Origin of the sequence: Butyrivibrio sp., from assembly GCF_017635265.1 — a bacterium.
Lineage (GTDB): Bacteria > Bacillota > Clostridia > Lachnospirales > Lachnospiraceae > Butyrivibrio.
This window is the reverse complement of sequence record NZ_JAGBLU010000100.1, coordinates 1-15,771: the sequence shown is the minus strand read 5'-3', so window position 1 is coordinate 15,771 and position 15,771 is coordinate 1. Positions and strand designations below refer to the sequence as shown.

Genomic DNA, 15,771 nt, shown 5'->3' with positions numbered 1-15,771 from the left:
ACCCCCGGCTAAAAAATTGCCGGGGGAATTTTTTTAAACCTGAGTAGTTACAAAAATATCATAAATAGCACGGATTGCCTTCTCAAAATCACGGGTTTCAACACCAATTATAATATTAAGCTCAGATGAACCCTGGTCGATCATTCGAACATTTACACTAGCATGTGCAAGAGCCGAGAATATTCTTCCTGCTGTTCCTCTGGTACGTTTCATACCTCTGCCGACTACAGCAATAAGTGCCAGATCAGATTCTATTTCAAGCATATCCGGTCTTGCAAGTCTGTGTATCTCAGAAACAACTGCCTGCTCTTTTTCAATAAACTCGTCCTGCTGAACAAAAACAGTCATGGTATCAATTCCTGAAGGAACATGTTCAATTGAAATATCCTGATCCTCAAAGGCCTGAAGAACTTTTCTTACAAATCCCACCTCCGAATTCATCTGATCCTTTAAGATATTCACACAGCAGAATCCTTTTTTGCCTGCTATACCTGTAATTACGTATTTAGACTTCTTAGCTGTTGACTCTACAATCCATGTTCCCGGATCCTCCGGCTTATTTGTATTCCTGATATTGATCGGAATCCCCTCTTTTCTTACAGGGAATATTGCATCCTCATGAAGAACAGAGGCACCCATGTATGCAAGCTCTCTAAGCTCTGTATAGGTAATAGTTTCAATGTGCGGCGGCTTATCAATGATTCTGGGATCTGCAACCAAAAATCCTGACACATCCGTCCAGTTCTCGTAGACGTCTGCTTTGATAGCCCTTGCAACAATTGAGCCTGTGATGTCGGATCCGCCTCTTGAGAAAGTCTTGATGCTTCCATCAGGATATGCCCCATAAAATCCCGGTATTACAGCTTTTGGAGTTTTCTCAAGCTTTTTGGCCATCTGCTTATTGGTCTTTTCACTGTCAAATTCTCCGTTCTTGTCAAAAGAAACTACTGTAGCAGAATCTATAAATTCATATCCAAGGTAGGCAGCCATGATAATACCGTTTAAGTATTCTCCGCGGCTTGCAGCGTAATCTTTACCGGCTGCTGCCTTAAAGTTTTTCTCGATTGTCTTAAATTCAGTCGTCAGGCTAAGTTTTAATCCAAGTCCTTTAATAATCTCATCATAGCGAGCCTTTATATCCTCAAGCTGCTTGGAAAAGTCTTTTCCTGCTTCGGCAAGGGCATATGTCTTGTAGAGCATATCCGTAACCTTTGTATCTTTGGAATTCCTTTTTCCCGGAGCTGAAGGAACAACATAAACTCTGTCAGGATCTGATTTTATGATGTTTCCGACTTTTTCAAACTGCTCGCTGCTGGCAAGGGAACTTCCACCGAATTTAACTACTTTTTTCATAATATTATCTCCTACAAAGTGATTCTTTTTCATAAAACATAGCGATCTAAAAAGCTATCAGTAAAGTCTCAAATATCCTTTTACACTATCCAGTTTCCAAAGCTTTTCTTCAAAATCTTTTTCCGAAATAAGGTCAGTAATAAATGCAAACTCTCCATGTACGCTGCCGCACTTAACAATATCTGCATTTGTTCCGAAAAGTTCTAAAGCGCTATCTTTAAGAGACTCAGATACTCTTACAAAGAATCTTCTCACAGCATTGTCCTTTGGTGTAAGAGTTGCCTTTTCGGAATTCATATTAACTTCAATATGTTTTCCTTTATGCTTTACCATGTCGATGACATCAGCAACTACGGCACTTGCTGTAGCATTTTTTCCTGCGCCCTTTCCATAAAACATTACATCTCCAAGCATGTTTCCATGAACATTTATGGCATTGAAAACTCCGTTCACATTGGCAAGAGGATTCTCATAAGGAATAAGAAACGGAGCTACAATTGTAAAAAAACCATTCTCATTTCTTTTACACATGGCAAGAAGCTTGATCGCCATATTAAGAGATCTTGCATACTCAAAATCTTCTATCGAAATATGGGAAATTCCCTCAGTATATATATCTTCATAGTCAACATGCTTACCGCTCATAAGGCTTGATAAAATAGCAATCTTACGGCAGGCATCATACCCTTCAACATCAGCTTCAGGATTTCTTTCGGCATATCCCTTTTCCTGCGCCCTTTTAAGAACTGTAGCAAAGCCTACGCCCTCTTTATCCATCTTGGTAAGTATATAGTTCGTTGTTCCGTTTAAAATACCTGTAATGGAGTCTATTTTTTCATGCTTAAGGGAGTCATTTATTGAACGAAGTACAGGAATTCCACCACCGACACTTGCTTCAAAAAGATAGCTTACTCCGTTTTTCCTTGCAAGTTCCACAAGCTCCGGGCCATGAGCTGCAACAAGTTCCTTATTGGAGGTACACACGCACTTTCCCTTTGAAAGAGCCTGTTTTTCAAAAGTAAACGCCGGCTCAATTCCACCCATAGTTTCACAAATCACATCTACTTCAGGATCATCAAGAATTATATTAATGTCATGCACCACCTGAGATTCATGCTTATCCCCAGGGAAATCACGCAAATCAAGAATATACTTAAGTTCAATTTTTTCTCCTGCACTATTTTGAACTTCTGCGGCGTTTGTATCAAGCACTTCAACAACACCGCTCCCTACTGTGCCATATCCTAATACTGCTACTTTTGCCATGTCTTCCTCCAAAAAAATTTCTATTATGTAAAGGTTGCGCTGCGTCCTGTAATGTGGACCTTGTGAACGCCGTCAGCCTTTTCCATCTTATTTATCATGTCCATAATATCTCTTGTAGTCGGAAGCACCTGAATGGTTATAGAAATAGATGCCACTCCATTAAGGGGAATTGATTGATGAATTGTAAGTATGTTGGCTCCGAACTCTGCAATGAGCCCCAGCACATAAGATAATAGTCCAACCTCATCATTCATCTGGAAAGTAAGAGTCAGGGTTGTTCCCTGAAGACTATCGTGGAATTCATAGATATCTTCTTTATACTTGTAAAAAGAGCTCCTGCTGATGCCGACACTGTCTGCAGCCTCATTTACAGTCTTGACTTTGCCGGATTCCAAAAGCTTTTTGGCATCAACCACCTTTAAAAGCACCTCCGGCACTGCCCTCTTTTTGATTACATAAAAACCGCTATCCTGGTCCATTTTATCCTTTCTCACTTACATTTTCTTTGAAATTGTATTTCTATCACGGACATTTGTATGTACTGCAAAGAATTTTAGCACATTAAAGTTTTAAAGGCAAGCTTGTTAATCAAAAAAATGTCACAAAAATAGCACTCTTTAGTCCCAATCATATGTAAAGAGTGCCTTAATATCTGTTATTTTTTTAGTGAATCAAGCTTGGCTTTATCTATTTTTCCGTCGGCAATTGTTCCGTTTACCCAAAGTTTAAGGGCTTCTACCGTAGCATCAATATGTTCAAGCTGATTTTGAATATTTGCAAAATCTTCAAGCTCATCATCAGATATCTTGCCATCCGCAGTAATTTCAATAAGTCTGTCCTTCTGGCGCTCCAAAGAATTCAAAGATGAAAGCATTGCCAGAACTATCTCTGATAAAGAGGATATTTTCACTTCAGGTACAGATGTTCTGCCTATAGCACATTCATGTGTACAGTAGTAATTGCACAGATCAGGTCTTTTATAGGCTTTTGCCATAAGGACTACATCTTCAGGATATATATTTGTTTTGCCTGTCTCCATTTTCTCAAGGCTGCTCTCGGAAATACCTTCCATAAGTTCGCTGGCCTGTGCTCTTGAAAGCCCCAAACTATCTCTGCACTCAAAATATATATTCTTATTTTCCTTTATAGATCTTTTTCCCATATAAACCTCCGCGTAAATGCTTCATAACATAATATCATTCTACTAATTCTACAATACATCTTAAATTGTGTCATCTAAATCATGCATTCTTGCGAGAGCCAAAATAAAATCCATCTGTATCCATAGCTTTGTCCAGAGCTCGGGTAGTATTCGCAAAGAGACAGTAAATTCAAAATAATTCGCCTCATTTCCTTTCATGCATATTCAAAACAGGAAATGAGGCTCTTATTTTTTATTAACAGTCTCTATTGCTCATACTAAATCGCTCTATCCAAAGCTATGGGTACAAATGGATTTTTCTATTTACTGCCAAGATGATACTATTTATAGCAGAACAGCAGATGTTGTGGAAGTTTAGACATAGTTATGTGAACAATTTATTTTGAAATGATGATAAATGGATATAAATAAGCCCACAAAAGACTTGTGCTCTGAATAAGCATGAAACAAGTATTTTGTGGGTGTTTTATGTCCAATTTATCACATTGAAAAATACCGGAGTGAACAGAACTATGTCTAAACTTCCACATCATCTGCGTGCGTTTACAAGAATGCATGACTTATTGAATTAAATGCAGAAAGCCATGACACGGGGAATGTCATGGCTTTCTAAACGCTTATAAAAGGAAAGAGTAAAATATGAAGATAAACTTATAAAAATAAGTAACTTCATCTAAAATAACAACGGATAGTTGCAAAATCTCTGATTAACCCTTTACTGCTCCTGCTGAAACTCCTCCAACGATATACTTGGAAAGAATCAGGTAAATTACGATTACAGGGAAAATAGATGCTGCAATCATAATGTAAATCTGACCCATATCAAATCTGAGCCAGTCTGCTCCACGGAGCTGTGCAATCATAACAGGCAAAGTCTTCTTTGTATCTGTATGAAGAATAAGCGCCGGTGTGAAGTAGTTATTCCAGCTGCCTACAAAGCTGAATATCATCTGAACGCTGATTGCAGGCTTGATAAGCGGAATAATAATTGTATTAAATGTACGGAACTCACCGGATCCATCAATTCTTGCTGCTTCAACCAGTGACAACGGAAGGTTACTTTCCATGTACTGTTTAAGATAAAAATACGTTACAGGCGAAGCAATTGCAGGAATTATAAGTGGGATAAGTGAATCGTCCAGTTTCATCCTATTGATGAGCTGCAGGAAACCAAGTGCTGTAACCTGTCCCGGAATCATCATAATTGCCAGAATAAAAGCAGCAATAGCTTCTCTTCCTTTAAATCTGTATGTGTTTATTGCGTAGGCTGTCATAGCTGAAAAGTATACGCAAAGCACACTGGTGCAGATTGATACAGTCAAACTGTTCGCAAATCCCCTTGCAATCGGAATAGTACCGTTTATAAGGCTACTCCAGTTATCCAAAAGATGTGTACTTGGTACTATAGTGAATCCAAGTGTCATCTCTGAATGTGATCTTGTTGAATTTATCAGTAATATATAAAACCAAATGAGACATAAAAATGAGAAGAAAACAAGTACAATATACGCAATTGTCCTTCTTGCTCCTATAGGAAGTCCATGGGTTTTAGCTGCTGCCTGATTTTCCATAATCCCTTTTCCTCCTTAATCTTTGTCTTTTGAGCTGTTCATTCTAAATACAACAAGACTCAAAATACCTGTTACAACGAATAAGAATACTGACAAAGCACCACCACGGCCAACGTCTTTACTTGTAAGATATCTGTTCAGCAACATGATGACAGTAGTAAGTGAATCTGTAGGATTACCTCTACCGTTTGTCAGGATCTGAGGAACATCGAACATCTGCAGACCACCGATAAGAGATGTAATAAGTACATATGTAAAAATAGGACGAAGAATAGGCATAGTGATTTTAAAGAATACCTGTGAAGCTGTAGCTCCGTCCACCTGTGCTGCCTCATAAAGTGATGAATCAATACCAAGCATTCCGGCCATCAAAAGTATTGTTGTATTACCGAACCACATAAGGAAGTTCATAAGCATTACAAGAACTCTTGATGCAATTACATACTGAAAGAATTTAAACGGCTCTTTTATCACTCCGATGCTAAGCAGAATCTGGTTAACAGGACCCGAATCCGAAAACAGAGCAAAGAACAGCATTGAGAACGCTGATGCCATAATAAGGTTTGGCATGTAAATTACTGTTTTAAAAAATCTCTGTCCTTTAAGACGAAGAGATGGGTCTGAAAACCAATAAGCAAGCAAAAGAGCTATTGTAATCTGTGGAATAAATCCACCAACCCACATAATGAGGGTGTTTACCAAATATTTCCAAATTTCCGGTGAACTAAGAAGATTAATATAGTTGTTAATACCAACAAAGTTCGGTCCAATCTGTTTAAGACCTGAACGATAATTTTCAAAGAAACTGTTATATATTGTCGAAAAAAGTGGAATCAAACTAAAAATAATATATGTTACAAAGAATGGTATAAGAAAGATGTATCCCCATCTGTTGAACTTAACCACGTTAGAATTGGACTTCTTTTTGTCCATACTCCATACCTCCGCGATATTTTACTCTTAAAACATAAGCGTTTTAAAGAATTGCCTGCCGGCGAACCGGCAGGCAGTTTATTAGGCAATAATCTTAAGAATGATTATCTTGTAAGTTCAGGATATCTCTGAAGTGCTAATGTATAGAACTGCTCAAGAGCTTCATCATATGTAGCATAGTTGCCATTGATGTAGTCGCCCATAGCTGTCTGGAAGTCACCAAGAAGACCCTGATCATATGCTGTAAGGTTAGCCATATCGATCTTGTCAGCACCTGCACAGAACATCTTAAGAGGATTCTGTCCGCCAAGAACTTCGTTTGCATAGCTTGGATCATTTGCAAGTTCTTCCATAACAGGTCTGTTGTTTACGAAATCATTGTCCTTAAGAACGATATCCTTCATGATATCTGCATCGCAAGTCATCTTTCTCATGATATCTGCTACAAGGTTAGCATTATCTGTTCCGGCAGCTGCGCAGATCCATGTACCGCCCCAATAGAAGCCCTGAGGTCCTTCTGTAGCAGCCCATCCGCCCTGAGAAGCGATAGAACCTTCAACGTCCTTAGCCATTGAGAAGTCAATAAGCCAAGCAGGTCCAAAGTAAGCAAATACCTTTCCTTCAGGATAGAAGCCCTTGCTCCAGTCTTCACCCCACTGGCCCCATGTGTTGCAGTAGCCGGCATCAGCAAGTTTCTTAGAATCTTCAACCCATTTCTTAAGGTTATCATCAACCTGGATCTTTGTTCCATCTACCCAAGGAAGAGAAGCATTGTTCTGATATACACGGAATGTATCAGCTGTTGAAGAAATTACATCATATCCGGCTGCATCAAGCTTACCTGCTGACTCATAGAACTTATCCCAGTCAGAAAACAGAGGCTGAATATCAGCAGGATCATCTGATCCGAATACTTCTTTAGCAACTTCTCTGTTGTAAATCATAACACCGGGGCATCCCTGCCAGGATGTTCCCTTTATAACGCCATTAGAGTCAGTAACTACATCCTGAGTGTATGTGTACTGGTTCTTGAGATCTTCATCTGTAAGTCCAAGATCCTTAACAGAAAGTGTGTAATCTGTGTCTGTATACTTAACAGCATAATCAGCTTCTACAAGGAAAAGATCTACCTTATCATCAGCTGCTGCGCTATCCTGAGCAAGAAGGAGCTCATCAAGTCTGTTCTGATATGCATTCTCCTCGTTAGGAGTAATGAGCCAGTTAACTGTTACATCACCGATCTTACCTGTTGTTCCATCAACTACCTCATATCCTGGATAGTGATCTGTAAGACGAGACTTAAACTCTTCATTCCATGCTGAAATGTTAAGAACTTTTCCCTCATCTGCTGGTAATTCAGCAGCTGCTTCTGTTGTTGTCTCAGCTGCAGGTGTCTCTGCTGCCGGAGCTTCTGTTGTTGTCTCAGCTGCAGGTGTTTCTGCTGCCGGAGTCTCTGTTGTTGTAGCTGAACTTCCACAAGCTGAAAGCATTCCTGCTACCATAGTTGTTGAAAGTAACAATCCGAGTACTTTCTTCTTCATAACTAATGTACCTCCCTTTTATATGAGTGTTTTGTAAGTATTATCTAAAACGGCTTTGCCGTCTTAAACCTTATTTAACTGTTTCAATACGCCCTACGGACTCACCCTTCTCAAGAGTTCCTTCTATAACTATCTGCTCGATCAGCGTTCCTTTCGGATTATTTATCAGATCAATCAGCTTGGCTGCTGCTGTTCTTCCAATTTTGTCTGTATTCTGAACTATTGTTGTCATCAAAGGACTTATTCGCCTTGCCAGCTCAATTCCATCGTAACCGGCAATGGAAATATCTTCCGGGATGCGCAAGTTCCTCTCTCTGACTGCATTGAATCCGCCAAACGCTGCAAAATCATCGGGATAAAGAATACATGTAGGTGGATCAGGAAGATCAAGAAGCTTTTTGGTAGCTTCATAAGCCTTCTCAGTATCTCTGTAAGGACTTCCCACGATATATTCATCCGGAACGTTTATACCAAGTTCCTGCAAAGTATTGTAGAAACTTGCCAATCTGCTCTGTGTAACGGCGGTATTTTCATAACCGTGTACATAAGCAATCTTTCTATGTCCCATTTCATATATATAAGTAACTAAATCCTTAATGCCTTTTATGTTGTCAGACATGATCGATATTCTATTGAAGAAAGAGTGGTCGATAGTGACAACAGGAATGTTGCTCTTAATAAGCTCATCCACTTGCGGATCTAAAAAATCAACACAGGCAATTACCACACCGTCAAATCCTCTGTAGATTGCGTGAGATAAATAGCTCATATTGTTGCGGGTCTTATCACCATTTATAAAGGTGATATCGAAGCCTTCCTGCTCCGCTTTCTTTTTGAAACTGTCAAGAACATGTGAAAAGTAATCATGAGTAAGGCCGCTGTTTGCCTCATCAACAAACAGGACTCCGATGTTATTGGTTCTGTTTGTCTTGAGCGCCTGGGCTGCAGCATTGGGATGATAGCCAAGCTGCTCAGCAATTTCTCTGACACGTTCTTTCGTTTCTTTACTTATATCACTATGATCATTAAGAGCCTTGGAAACGGTCGCAACCGACACTCCACAAGCCTTAGATATGTCTTTTAGGGAAACCATTCTTTTTGCCATTGGAACCTTTTCACATACACTTAATCGTTTTCGTATTTTCAATATACATCATTTTGACTTTCAAATCAAGTATCATTATTATTTTTTTGTGCACATTATATAATTTTGTTTGTTTTTTACAAATTCGTTATCGCTTTTTCATATATTTTTCTAAAGTTGTACATAGTTTGTTCATTTTTGATTTAAACGTTTTCGATTTGATACAGATTCTGCGCCAATTCCACGGAAACGATTTGTTTATTTTAATTACCCTTAGGTTTTGTGCGGCATTCAGGTGAATCTTTTTTCGATTTTTTCTATTGCATTCCATCAACTTGCCATATATAATGTCACTAGGAAATTATCTTAAACGTTTAAGTATTAGGAGGTCGATATGAAATACGGTTATTTTGATGATGCCGCCCGTGAATATGTCATCACCACTCCCAAGACTCCTCTTCCATGGATCAACTACCTTGGAAATAAAGAGTTCTTTTCGCTGATTTCAAATACATGTGGCGGATATACATTTTATAAGGATGCCAAGCTCCTTAGACTCACAAGATATCGCTACAACAATGTGCCTTATGATAACAACGGCAAGTATTTTTATATTAAAGATGTAACAGAAAGTGATAATACTGTAATCTGGAATCCCGGCTGGCAGCCTGTAAAGACAAAGCTCGACAGTTATGAATGTCGTCACGGTCTTGGATACAGTAAATTCACATCATCAAAAAATGATGTGGAAGCCCGCCTTCTGACATTTGTTCCGATGGACGATAACTGCGAAGTTTCTAAGCTTACGATCACGAACAACAAGAACAAAACAGCTAAACTTTCTCTTTTCTCTTATGTAGAATGGTGTCTTTGGAATGCTGATGATGACATGAAGAATTTCCAGAGAAACTTAAGCACAGGTGAAGTTGAAGTTGTTGACGGCGGATCTGTTATCTTCCACAAGACAGAGTACAGAGAGCGTCGTAACCACTATGCTATCTACGGTGTAAATGCTAAAGTTGATGGATTCGACACTAGCAGAGATGCTTTCCTTGGTGCATACAACGGCCCTGACAGCCCTGATGTAGTTGCAGAAGGAAAGGCTACAAACTCCGTAGCAAGCGGATGGTCACCAATTGCTTCTCAACAGATCAACTTAGAGCTTGCTCCCGGTGAGTCAAAAACATTCATCTTTACTCTCGGATATATTGAGAATCCTGAAGATGACAAGTGGGAAGCACCTTCTGTTGTTAATAAAAAACCTGCATTCAAGATGCTTGACAGCTACAAGACAGAGGAAGCTGTTGATAAGGCTCTTAAAGAGTTATGCGATTACTGGGATAACCTCCTTGGAATCTACCACATCTCTTCCAAAAATGAGAAAGTGGACAGAATGGTCAACATTTGGAACCAGTATCAGTGCATGGTAACATTCAACATGTCACGTTCTGCTTCATATTATGAGTCAGGAATCGGCCGTGGAATGGGCTTTAGAGATTCATGTCAGGATCTTCTGGGCTTTGTTCACCTTATTCCGGACAGAGCAAGACAGCGTATAATTGATATCGCTTCTACTCAGTTCCAGGATGGTAGCGCATATCATCAGTATCAGCCACTTACCAAGAAGGGTAACTCCGATATCGGATCTGGCTTCAATGATGATCCACTTTGGCTCATTGCAGGAACAAGCGCATATGTAAGAGAGACAGGTGATCTTTCTATATTAAAAGAGATCGTACCTTTTGATAACGATATGAGTGTTGCAAAGACACTTATGGAACACTTAAAGTGCTCACTTAACTTCACTATCACTCACAAGGGACCTCACGGACTTCCTCTTATCGGAAGAGCTGACTGGAACGACTGTCTGAACCTTAACTGCTTCTCAGAGCACCCAGGTGAATCATTCCAGACATTCGGACCTTCTGAAGGACCTGTTGCAGAATCTGTATTCATTGCCGGAATGTTCGTTAAGTACGGTGAAGAGTACGCTCAGCTCGCTGAACTCTTAGGCGATAATGCTGAAGCAAAGCGCGCAAGAGACGAAGTTAAAAAAGTTTACGACGCTGTACTCGATGCAGGCTGGGATGGAGAATGGTTCGTAAGAGCCTATGATGCTTACAGCAACAAAGTTGGTTCAAAAGAATGTGAAGAAGGTCAGATCTACATCGAGCCTCAGGGCTTTTGTGTACTTGCGGGAATTGGTGTAAAAGAAGGCCTTGCAGCCAAAGCTCTAAAGAGCGTAGAAGAAAGACTTGATACCAAGTACGGTGTAATGATCCTTCAGCCGGCTTATACAAAATATCATCTTGAGCTTGGTGAAGTCAGCTCATATCCACCGGGATACAAGGAAAATGCAGGTATCTTCTGCCACAATAACCCTTGGGTTTCTATTGCTGAAACAGTTCTCGGCCATGGAAACAGAGCCTTTGAAATATACAAAAAGACCTGCCCTGCTTACATAGAAGACATCAGCGATATTCACTGTACTGAGCCATATGTCTACTCTCAGATGGTTGCAGGTAAAGACGCCAAATTCTTTGGTCAGGGCAAAAACAGCTGGTTGACCGGTACTGCTGCATGGACTTTTGTCAACATTTCACAGTACATTCTCGGCGTATATCCTACCCACAAAGGTCTTTCCATCACCCCTTGTGTGCCTGAAGATTTCGGCGACTTTACACTCACCAGAAAGTTCAGAAATGCAATCTACACTGTAGATGTTAAGACTAACGGCTCCCAGAGTGGCGTTAAGAAACTCATTGTAAACGGCAAGGAAATTGAAGGCAACGTCATTCCTTACGAAGAAAACATAAAAGAATATAAAGTTGAAGTGATCATGTAACACAATATTTATATGCATTCTTGAATTGTTGATTCAAGAATGCATACTTTCTTGCAAGCGCCAAAATAAAATCCGTTTGTGCTCATAGCTTTGTCCAAAGCTATGGGTACAAATGGATTTTTCTATTTACTGCTAAGATAGTATTTTTTATAGCAAAACAGCACTTGAAATAAATAATTTAAAGTTATTTTAAGGTTTGAGGATAATAATTGAATCATAAACCAAACAAATTTATGAGGAGATGACTTAAATGAAAAAAAATTCTGTAAAAAGACTCATTTCTACAGCAGCTGTTGTTGTGATGTGCGCTTCTCTCGCAGCGTGTGGGCAGGAAGCATCATCAACCACTACACAGACAACTGCAGAAAGCAGTGCAATGCCGCAGGATAAAGCAGAAAATAAAGAAATGGCAGAAGGTGAAGCACCTACCGGTGAAAAGCCTGATGGACAGGGAACAGATATGGCAAAAGATGGCGCACCTGAAGGAGAAAAGCCACAGGGCGAAGCACCTGACGGGGCTCCCGGAGGCGCAGGCGGCTTTGGTGGTGGAAGCAGCAGTGCTGACATCGACTATTCAGGAGCCGTAGAAATAACAGCTGCTGACTCACAGGATTCAAAGACATATTCAACAGATACAGTTGACCAGAGTGCCCTTTTAATTGCAACTTCTGATGATGTAACAGTTACAAATCCTACCGTAACTAAAACAGGTGATTCAGATGGCGGAGACAATTGCAACTTCTATGGCCTTAACGCTGCCGTTCTTGTTAAAGACGGATCAACCACAACTATAACCGGTGGAACAATCACTTCAGATGCCGATGGTGCAAACGGCGTATTCTCATACGGCGGAAACGGTGGACAAAATGGTGCTGAAGGAGATGGCACTACAGTTATTATTTCTGATACCAGCATAACAACTACCGGCGATGGATCAGGCGGTATCATGACAACAGGAGGCGGAATTACAAAAGCTTCAAATCTTACAGTTGAGACTTCCGGTCAGTCTTCTGCTGCTATAAGAACAGACCGCGGCGGCGGTACAGTTACAGTAGATGGCGGTACATATACTACAAACGGTTTAGGTTCACCTGCTATTTATTCAACAGCCGATATAACCGTATCAAATGCAACACTTACTTCTAATCTTTCAGAGGGTGTCTGCATTGAAGGAATCAACTCAATTACACTTAACGACTGTGATATGACAGCCAATAACACCGATACCAATGGTAATGCTACATTCTATGACACTATCATGATTTATCAGTCAATGTCAGGTGACGCTGATAGTGGAACATCCACATTTACAATGAATGGAGGATCACTTACCAGCCAAAACGGTCACGTGTTCCATGTAACCAACACCAATGCTATTATCAATCTTTCAGATGTCAGCATTGTAAATAAAGACTCAGATGGAATACTGCTCTCTGTTTGTGCTGATGGTTGGAACGGCGATAATAACATCGCAACTTTAAATGCTGACAATCAGGCTCTTGAAGGTACTATTCTCGTTGGTGATGATTCAGAATTCACTTTGAATCTGACAAATGGTTCAACATTTGAAGGCAACATCGATGGAAATATTACAAATGCTGATGGAGAAACTGTTTCAACTGAAGTAGGAACCGTATCAGTAAGCATTGATTCAGACAGCACATGGACACTTACAGCAGATACTTACGTCACATCTTTTGACGGTGATGCATCAAGTATTATAAGCAACGGATATACTCTTTATGTAAACGGAACTGCACTTACAGGAACAAAGTAATCCATAGTGTGATTTTTATCAAATCAATATAAAAAATCAAAACAGAACCGAGTCCTTACTTATGGGGCTCGGTTTTTGCGTTTTCTTGCCTTTTCACTGACATATATGATAAAATATTTAGTCAGTCGGAGGTTAATATGAGCGCAGATAATAAGCCCAGAAAGCACAGGCATAAAAGACATTATACTTTTATGATCATTTCAGGAGACTCTGATGGAAGTACCAGGCGTCTCCACCTTAATCATTTCAAGACACAACTGCTCGCCTATTGTTCTTTTGCTGTAGTATTGGCTTTATTATGCTACATAATCTATTCAGCAATGACCATTCAGACTCTACGATCTATACAAACTGAACAGAGGCTGCAAATAGAAGAACTAAAGGCTGAAAACAGCACTCTTGAAGCATCCAATGAAACACTGATAACTGAGGAGCAGCAGCTTAGAGCGGCTCTTAATCTAAGACTTGAAAACGAACAGCAATCAGCTGAAGAAGCCGAAACCCTCGCCATTCCAACAGGCTTTCCTTTAACAGGAACAGCTTCAATGACTGCAGCTGTAGATGATACCACTTCTACAACTATAACTAAGATTACTGAAGACAATACAGATACAGCCAAGGGCAACCCTATAGTTTTATTTGAAGCAGCTTCCGGAAGCAATATAATTGCTACAGGAACAGGCACTGTTTTATCTGTAACTACAGATGCCAAGTTCGGAAACATGGTCACCATAGATCATGGCAACGGATATATTACATTCTACCGCAATTCAGGTGATCCACTTGTTTCTGAAGGGGATGCCATAGACAGAGGTGATATCATCTTCGTAGTAAGTGATAACACTACTCTTGGATATCAGATTCAACAGGATGATAAATACATTAATCCTGAAGAACTAATAGAAATCAACGGTTAAATCGGAGGATAATCATGTTCGGAAACAAAAAAGACACAGCCGAAGATAACACATTACTGGAACAGGTTGGAACTATCATTGGCCCCGGCGCAGTAATTGAAGGCCCACTGACAACTAAAGATTCAACCAGAATTGATGGCACTATAAAAGGAAATGTTACTATCTCAGGCGCACTCATTATTGGCCAGGAAGGCAAGGTTACAGGAACCGTTTCAGCACTCAATGTATACGTTGCGGGAGAAGTTAACGGAAACATCACTACCCCACAGGGAAAAATAGAGATCAGCGATACCGGAAAAGTATATGGTGATATTTCATGTAAGGGAATCATCATAGACGAAAACGCAGTATTCCAGGGAAAATGCGAGATGACAGGTTTGGATAAATCTTCAGCCTCCATTGCAAAAGAAAGAGCTGTTGCCGACAAAGAGTCCGGCGAGGGAACCGCTGACGAACCCAAGGCAGAAACAAAGTAATTAATATAATAAACAAGTCTTAAATATAGTATCAAAAACAAAGCCGAGGAATTGAATCACTCCAATTTCCCCGGCTTTGTTTTTTGTAAATAAACTATTACTGCATTCTTTCAAATACTAGTTCGTAACCATCATCACCATAGTTAAGTGAACGATTGACTCTACTGATTGTAGCTGTTGAAGCTCCGGTCTTCTCTGCAATTTCGAGATAGGTCTTATGTTCTCTTAGCATTGAAGCAACCTCAAATCTCTGAGAAAGAGAAAGCAGCTCATTGACAGTACACAAATCCTCAAAGAAACTATAACACTCCTCTTTATTCTGAAGGCAAAGAATTGCGTCAAACAGGTGATCTACTGCATCTGTTCTTATCTTTTTGTTCATATGCCATATCCTCCAATTTCCTTTTATTTTATGTCGCCATAACTTATCAATATTTCGTATAAAATACTTTCGTGCTTAAACATTTTATCACTCTAAATTTGTAAAGTAAAGAGCTAATTTAAATATCGTAAAAGCACTAAAAATTGTAATGATTATACGCAAAATACAAAATATGCGCTTTACTTTTGCACTTAACTGTGCTATTGTAAATTTGTTGTCATAGACAACAGAACGAATATTTTTTTATTTTTAGTGGAGGTATTACAATGAACAAAGGTACTGTTAAGTGGTTCAACAACCAGAAGGGTTACGGCTTCATCTCAGACGAGGCTGGAAATGATGTATTCGTACATTATTCAGGACTCAACATGGAAGGTTTCAAGTCTCTCGAAGAGGGCGCTTCTGTAGAGTATGATGTAATCCAGGGCGAAAAGGGACCTCAGGCCGTAAACGTAAACAAGCTT

General features: G+C 39.7%; 14 protein-coding genes. 5 read left to right on the top strand and 9 right to left on the bottom strand.

Features of this window, described 5'->3' with window-relative positions:
• Positions 1-33: 33 nt before the first annotated feature.
• From J6O61_RS11775 to J6O61_RS11740, 8 genes are all read right to left on the bottom strand, one after another.
• Positions 34-1,353, bottom strand: coding sequence for an aspartate kinase (locus tag J6O61_RS11775; protein ID WP_292213388.1), 1,320 nt, complete (start codon positions 1,351-1,353; stop codon positions 34-36).
• A 57-nt stretch (positions 1,354-1,410) separates the two neighbouring features.
• The gene (locus J6O61_RS11770) at positions 1,411-2,619 is read right to left on the bottom strand and encodes a homoserine dehydrogenase (RefSeq protein WP_292213383.1); all 1,209 of its coding nucleotides are present in this window, start codon (positions 2,617-2,619) and stop codon (positions 1,411-1,413) included.
• A 23-nt stretch (positions 2,620-2,642) separates the two neighbouring features.
• On the bottom strand, positions 2,643-3,098 hold the full coding sequence (locus tag J6O61_RS11765) for an ACT domain-containing protein (protein ID WP_292213519.1): 456 nt from the start codon (positions 3,096-3,098) through the stop codon (positions 2,643-2,645).
• A gap of 176 nt (positions 3,099-3,274) precedes the next feature.
• Entirely contained in the window at positions 3,275-3,781 is a 507-nt protein-coding gene (locus tag J6O61_RS11760; RefSeq protein WP_292213380.1) for a helix-turn-helix domain-containing protein, read from the bottom strand.
• Between the two features lie 707 nt (positions 3,782-4,488).
• Complete coding sequence (locus J6O61_RS11755) at positions 4,489-5,352, bottom strand: carbohydrate ABC transporter permease (protein WP_292213378.1); 864 nt, start codon at positions 5,350-5,352, stop codon at positions 4,489-4,491.
• A 15-nt stretch (positions 5,353-5,367) separates the two neighbouring features.
• A complete protein-coding gene (locus J6O61_RS11750; protein WP_292213375.1) occupies positions 5,368-6,285 on the bottom strand; it encodes a carbohydrate ABC transporter permease in 918 nt (305 codons plus the stop codon).
• 104 nt (positions 6,286-6,389) lie between these two features.
• Positions 6,390-7,826, bottom strand: coding sequence for a carbohydrate ABC transporter substrate-binding protein (locus J6O61_RS11745; RefSeq protein WP_292213373.1), 1,437 nt, complete (start codon positions 7,824-7,826; stop codon positions 6,390-6,392).
• Positions 7,827-7,896: 70 nt separating this feature from the next.
• Positions 7,897-8,919 carry a LacI family DNA-binding transcriptional regulator gene (locus J6O61_RS11740; protein WP_292213517.1) on the bottom strand — a complete coding sequence of 341 codons (1,023 nt, stop codon included), beginning with the start codon at positions 8,917-8,919 and terminating at the stop codon, positions 7,897-7,899.
• Positions 8,920-9,304: 385 nt separating this feature from the next.
• Here J6O61_RS11740 and J6O61_RS11735 point away from each other — a divergent pair, with 385 nt between their 5' ends.
• From J6O61_RS11735 to J6O61_RS11720, 4 genes are all read left to right on the top strand, one after another.
• The gene (locus J6O61_RS11735) at positions 9,305-11,755 is read left to right on the top strand and encodes a GH36-type glycosyl hydrolase domain-containing protein (RefSeq protein WP_292213370.1); all 2,451 of its coding nucleotides are present in this window, start codon (positions 9,305-9,307) and stop codon (positions 11,753-11,755) included.
• A gap of 250 nt (positions 11,756-12,005) precedes the next feature.
• Positions 12,006-13,532, top strand: a complete 1,527-nt coding sequence (locus J6O61_RS11730) for a hypothetical protein (RefSeq protein ID WP_292213367.1) — start codon at positions 12,006-12,008, stop codon at positions 13,530-13,532.
• A gap of 137 nt (positions 13,533-13,669) precedes the next feature.
• Positions 13,670-14,449: a murein hydrolase activator EnvC family protein gene (locus J6O61_RS11725; RefSeq protein ID WP_292213364.1), complete on the top strand. Its 780-nt coding sequence runs from the start codon at positions 13,670-13,672 to the stop codon at positions 14,447-14,449.
• 14 nt (positions 14,450-14,463) lie between these two features.
• Entirely contained in the window at positions 14,464-14,925 is a 462-nt protein-coding gene (locus J6O61_RS11720; RefSeq protein ID WP_292213361.1) for a bactofilin family protein, read from the top strand.
• A 97-nt stretch (positions 14,926-15,022) separates the two neighbouring features.
• On the opposite strand, the gene J6O61_RS11715 is transcribed toward J6O61_RS11720, so the two are convergent.
• Complete coding sequence (locus J6O61_RS11715; RefSeq protein WP_292213359.1) at positions 15,023-15,307, bottom strand: YerC/YecD family TrpR-related protein; 285 nt, start codon at positions 15,305-15,307, stop codon at positions 15,023-15,025.
• A 266-nt stretch (positions 15,308-15,573) separates the two neighbouring features.
• Between J6O61_RS11715 and J6O61_RS11710 the strand changes: the two genes are divergently transcribed.
• On the top strand, positions 15,574-15,771 hold a 198-nt coding region (locus J6O61_RS11710; RefSeq protein ID WP_013281837.1), incomplete at its 3' end, for a cold-shock protein.

Coding starts and splice junctions, on each gene's coding strand:
- J6O61_RS11775 (WP_292213388.1), bottom strand. CDS start 1,353: ATGAAAAAAGTAGTTAAATTCGGTGGAAGTTCCCTTGCCAGCAGCGAG.
- J6O61_RS11770 (WP_292213383.1), bottom strand. CDS start 2,619: ATGGCAAAAGTAGCAGTATTAGGATATGGCACAGTAGGGAGCGGTGTT.
- J6O61_RS11765 (WP_292213519.1), bottom strand. CDS start 3,098: ATGGACCAGGATAGCGGTTTTTATGTAATCAAAAAGAGGGCAGTGCCG.
- J6O61_RS11760 (WP_292213380.1), bottom strand. CDS start 3,781: ATGGGAAAAAGATCTATAAAGGAAAATAAGAATATATATTTTGAGTGC.
- J6O61_RS11755 (WP_292213378.1), bottom strand. CDS start 5,352: ATGGAAAATCAGGCAGCAGCTAAAACCCATGGACTTCCTATAGGAGCA.
- J6O61_RS11750 (WP_292213375.1), bottom strand. CDS start 6,285: ATGGACAAAAAGAAGTCCAATTCTAACGTGGTTAAGTTCAACAGATGG.
- J6O61_RS11745 (WP_292213373.1), bottom strand. CDS start 7,826: ATGAAGAAGAAAGTACTCGGATTGTTACTTTCAACAACTATGGTAGCA.
- J6O61_RS11740 (WP_292213517.1), bottom strand. CDS start 8,919: ATGGTTTCCCTAAAAGACATATCTAAGGCTTGTGGAGTGTCGGTTGCG.
- J6O61_RS11735 (WP_292213370.1), top strand. CDS start 9,305: ATGAAATACGGTTATTTTGATGATGCCGCCCGTGAATATGTCATCACC.
- J6O61_RS11730 (WP_292213367.1), top strand. CDS start 12,006: ATGAAAAAAAATTCTGTAAAAAGACTCATTTCTACAGCAGCTGTTGTT.
- J6O61_RS11725 (WP_292213364.1), top strand. CDS start 13,670: ATGAGCGCAGATAATAAGCCCAGAAAGCACAGGCATAAAAGACATTAT.
- J6O61_RS11720 (WP_292213361.1), top strand. CDS start 14,464: ATGTTCGGAAACAAAAAAGACACAGCCGAAGATAACACATTACTGGAA.
- J6O61_RS11715 (WP_292213359.1), bottom strand. CDS start 15,307: ATGAACAAAAAGATAAGAACAGATGCAGTAGATCACCTGTTTGACGCA.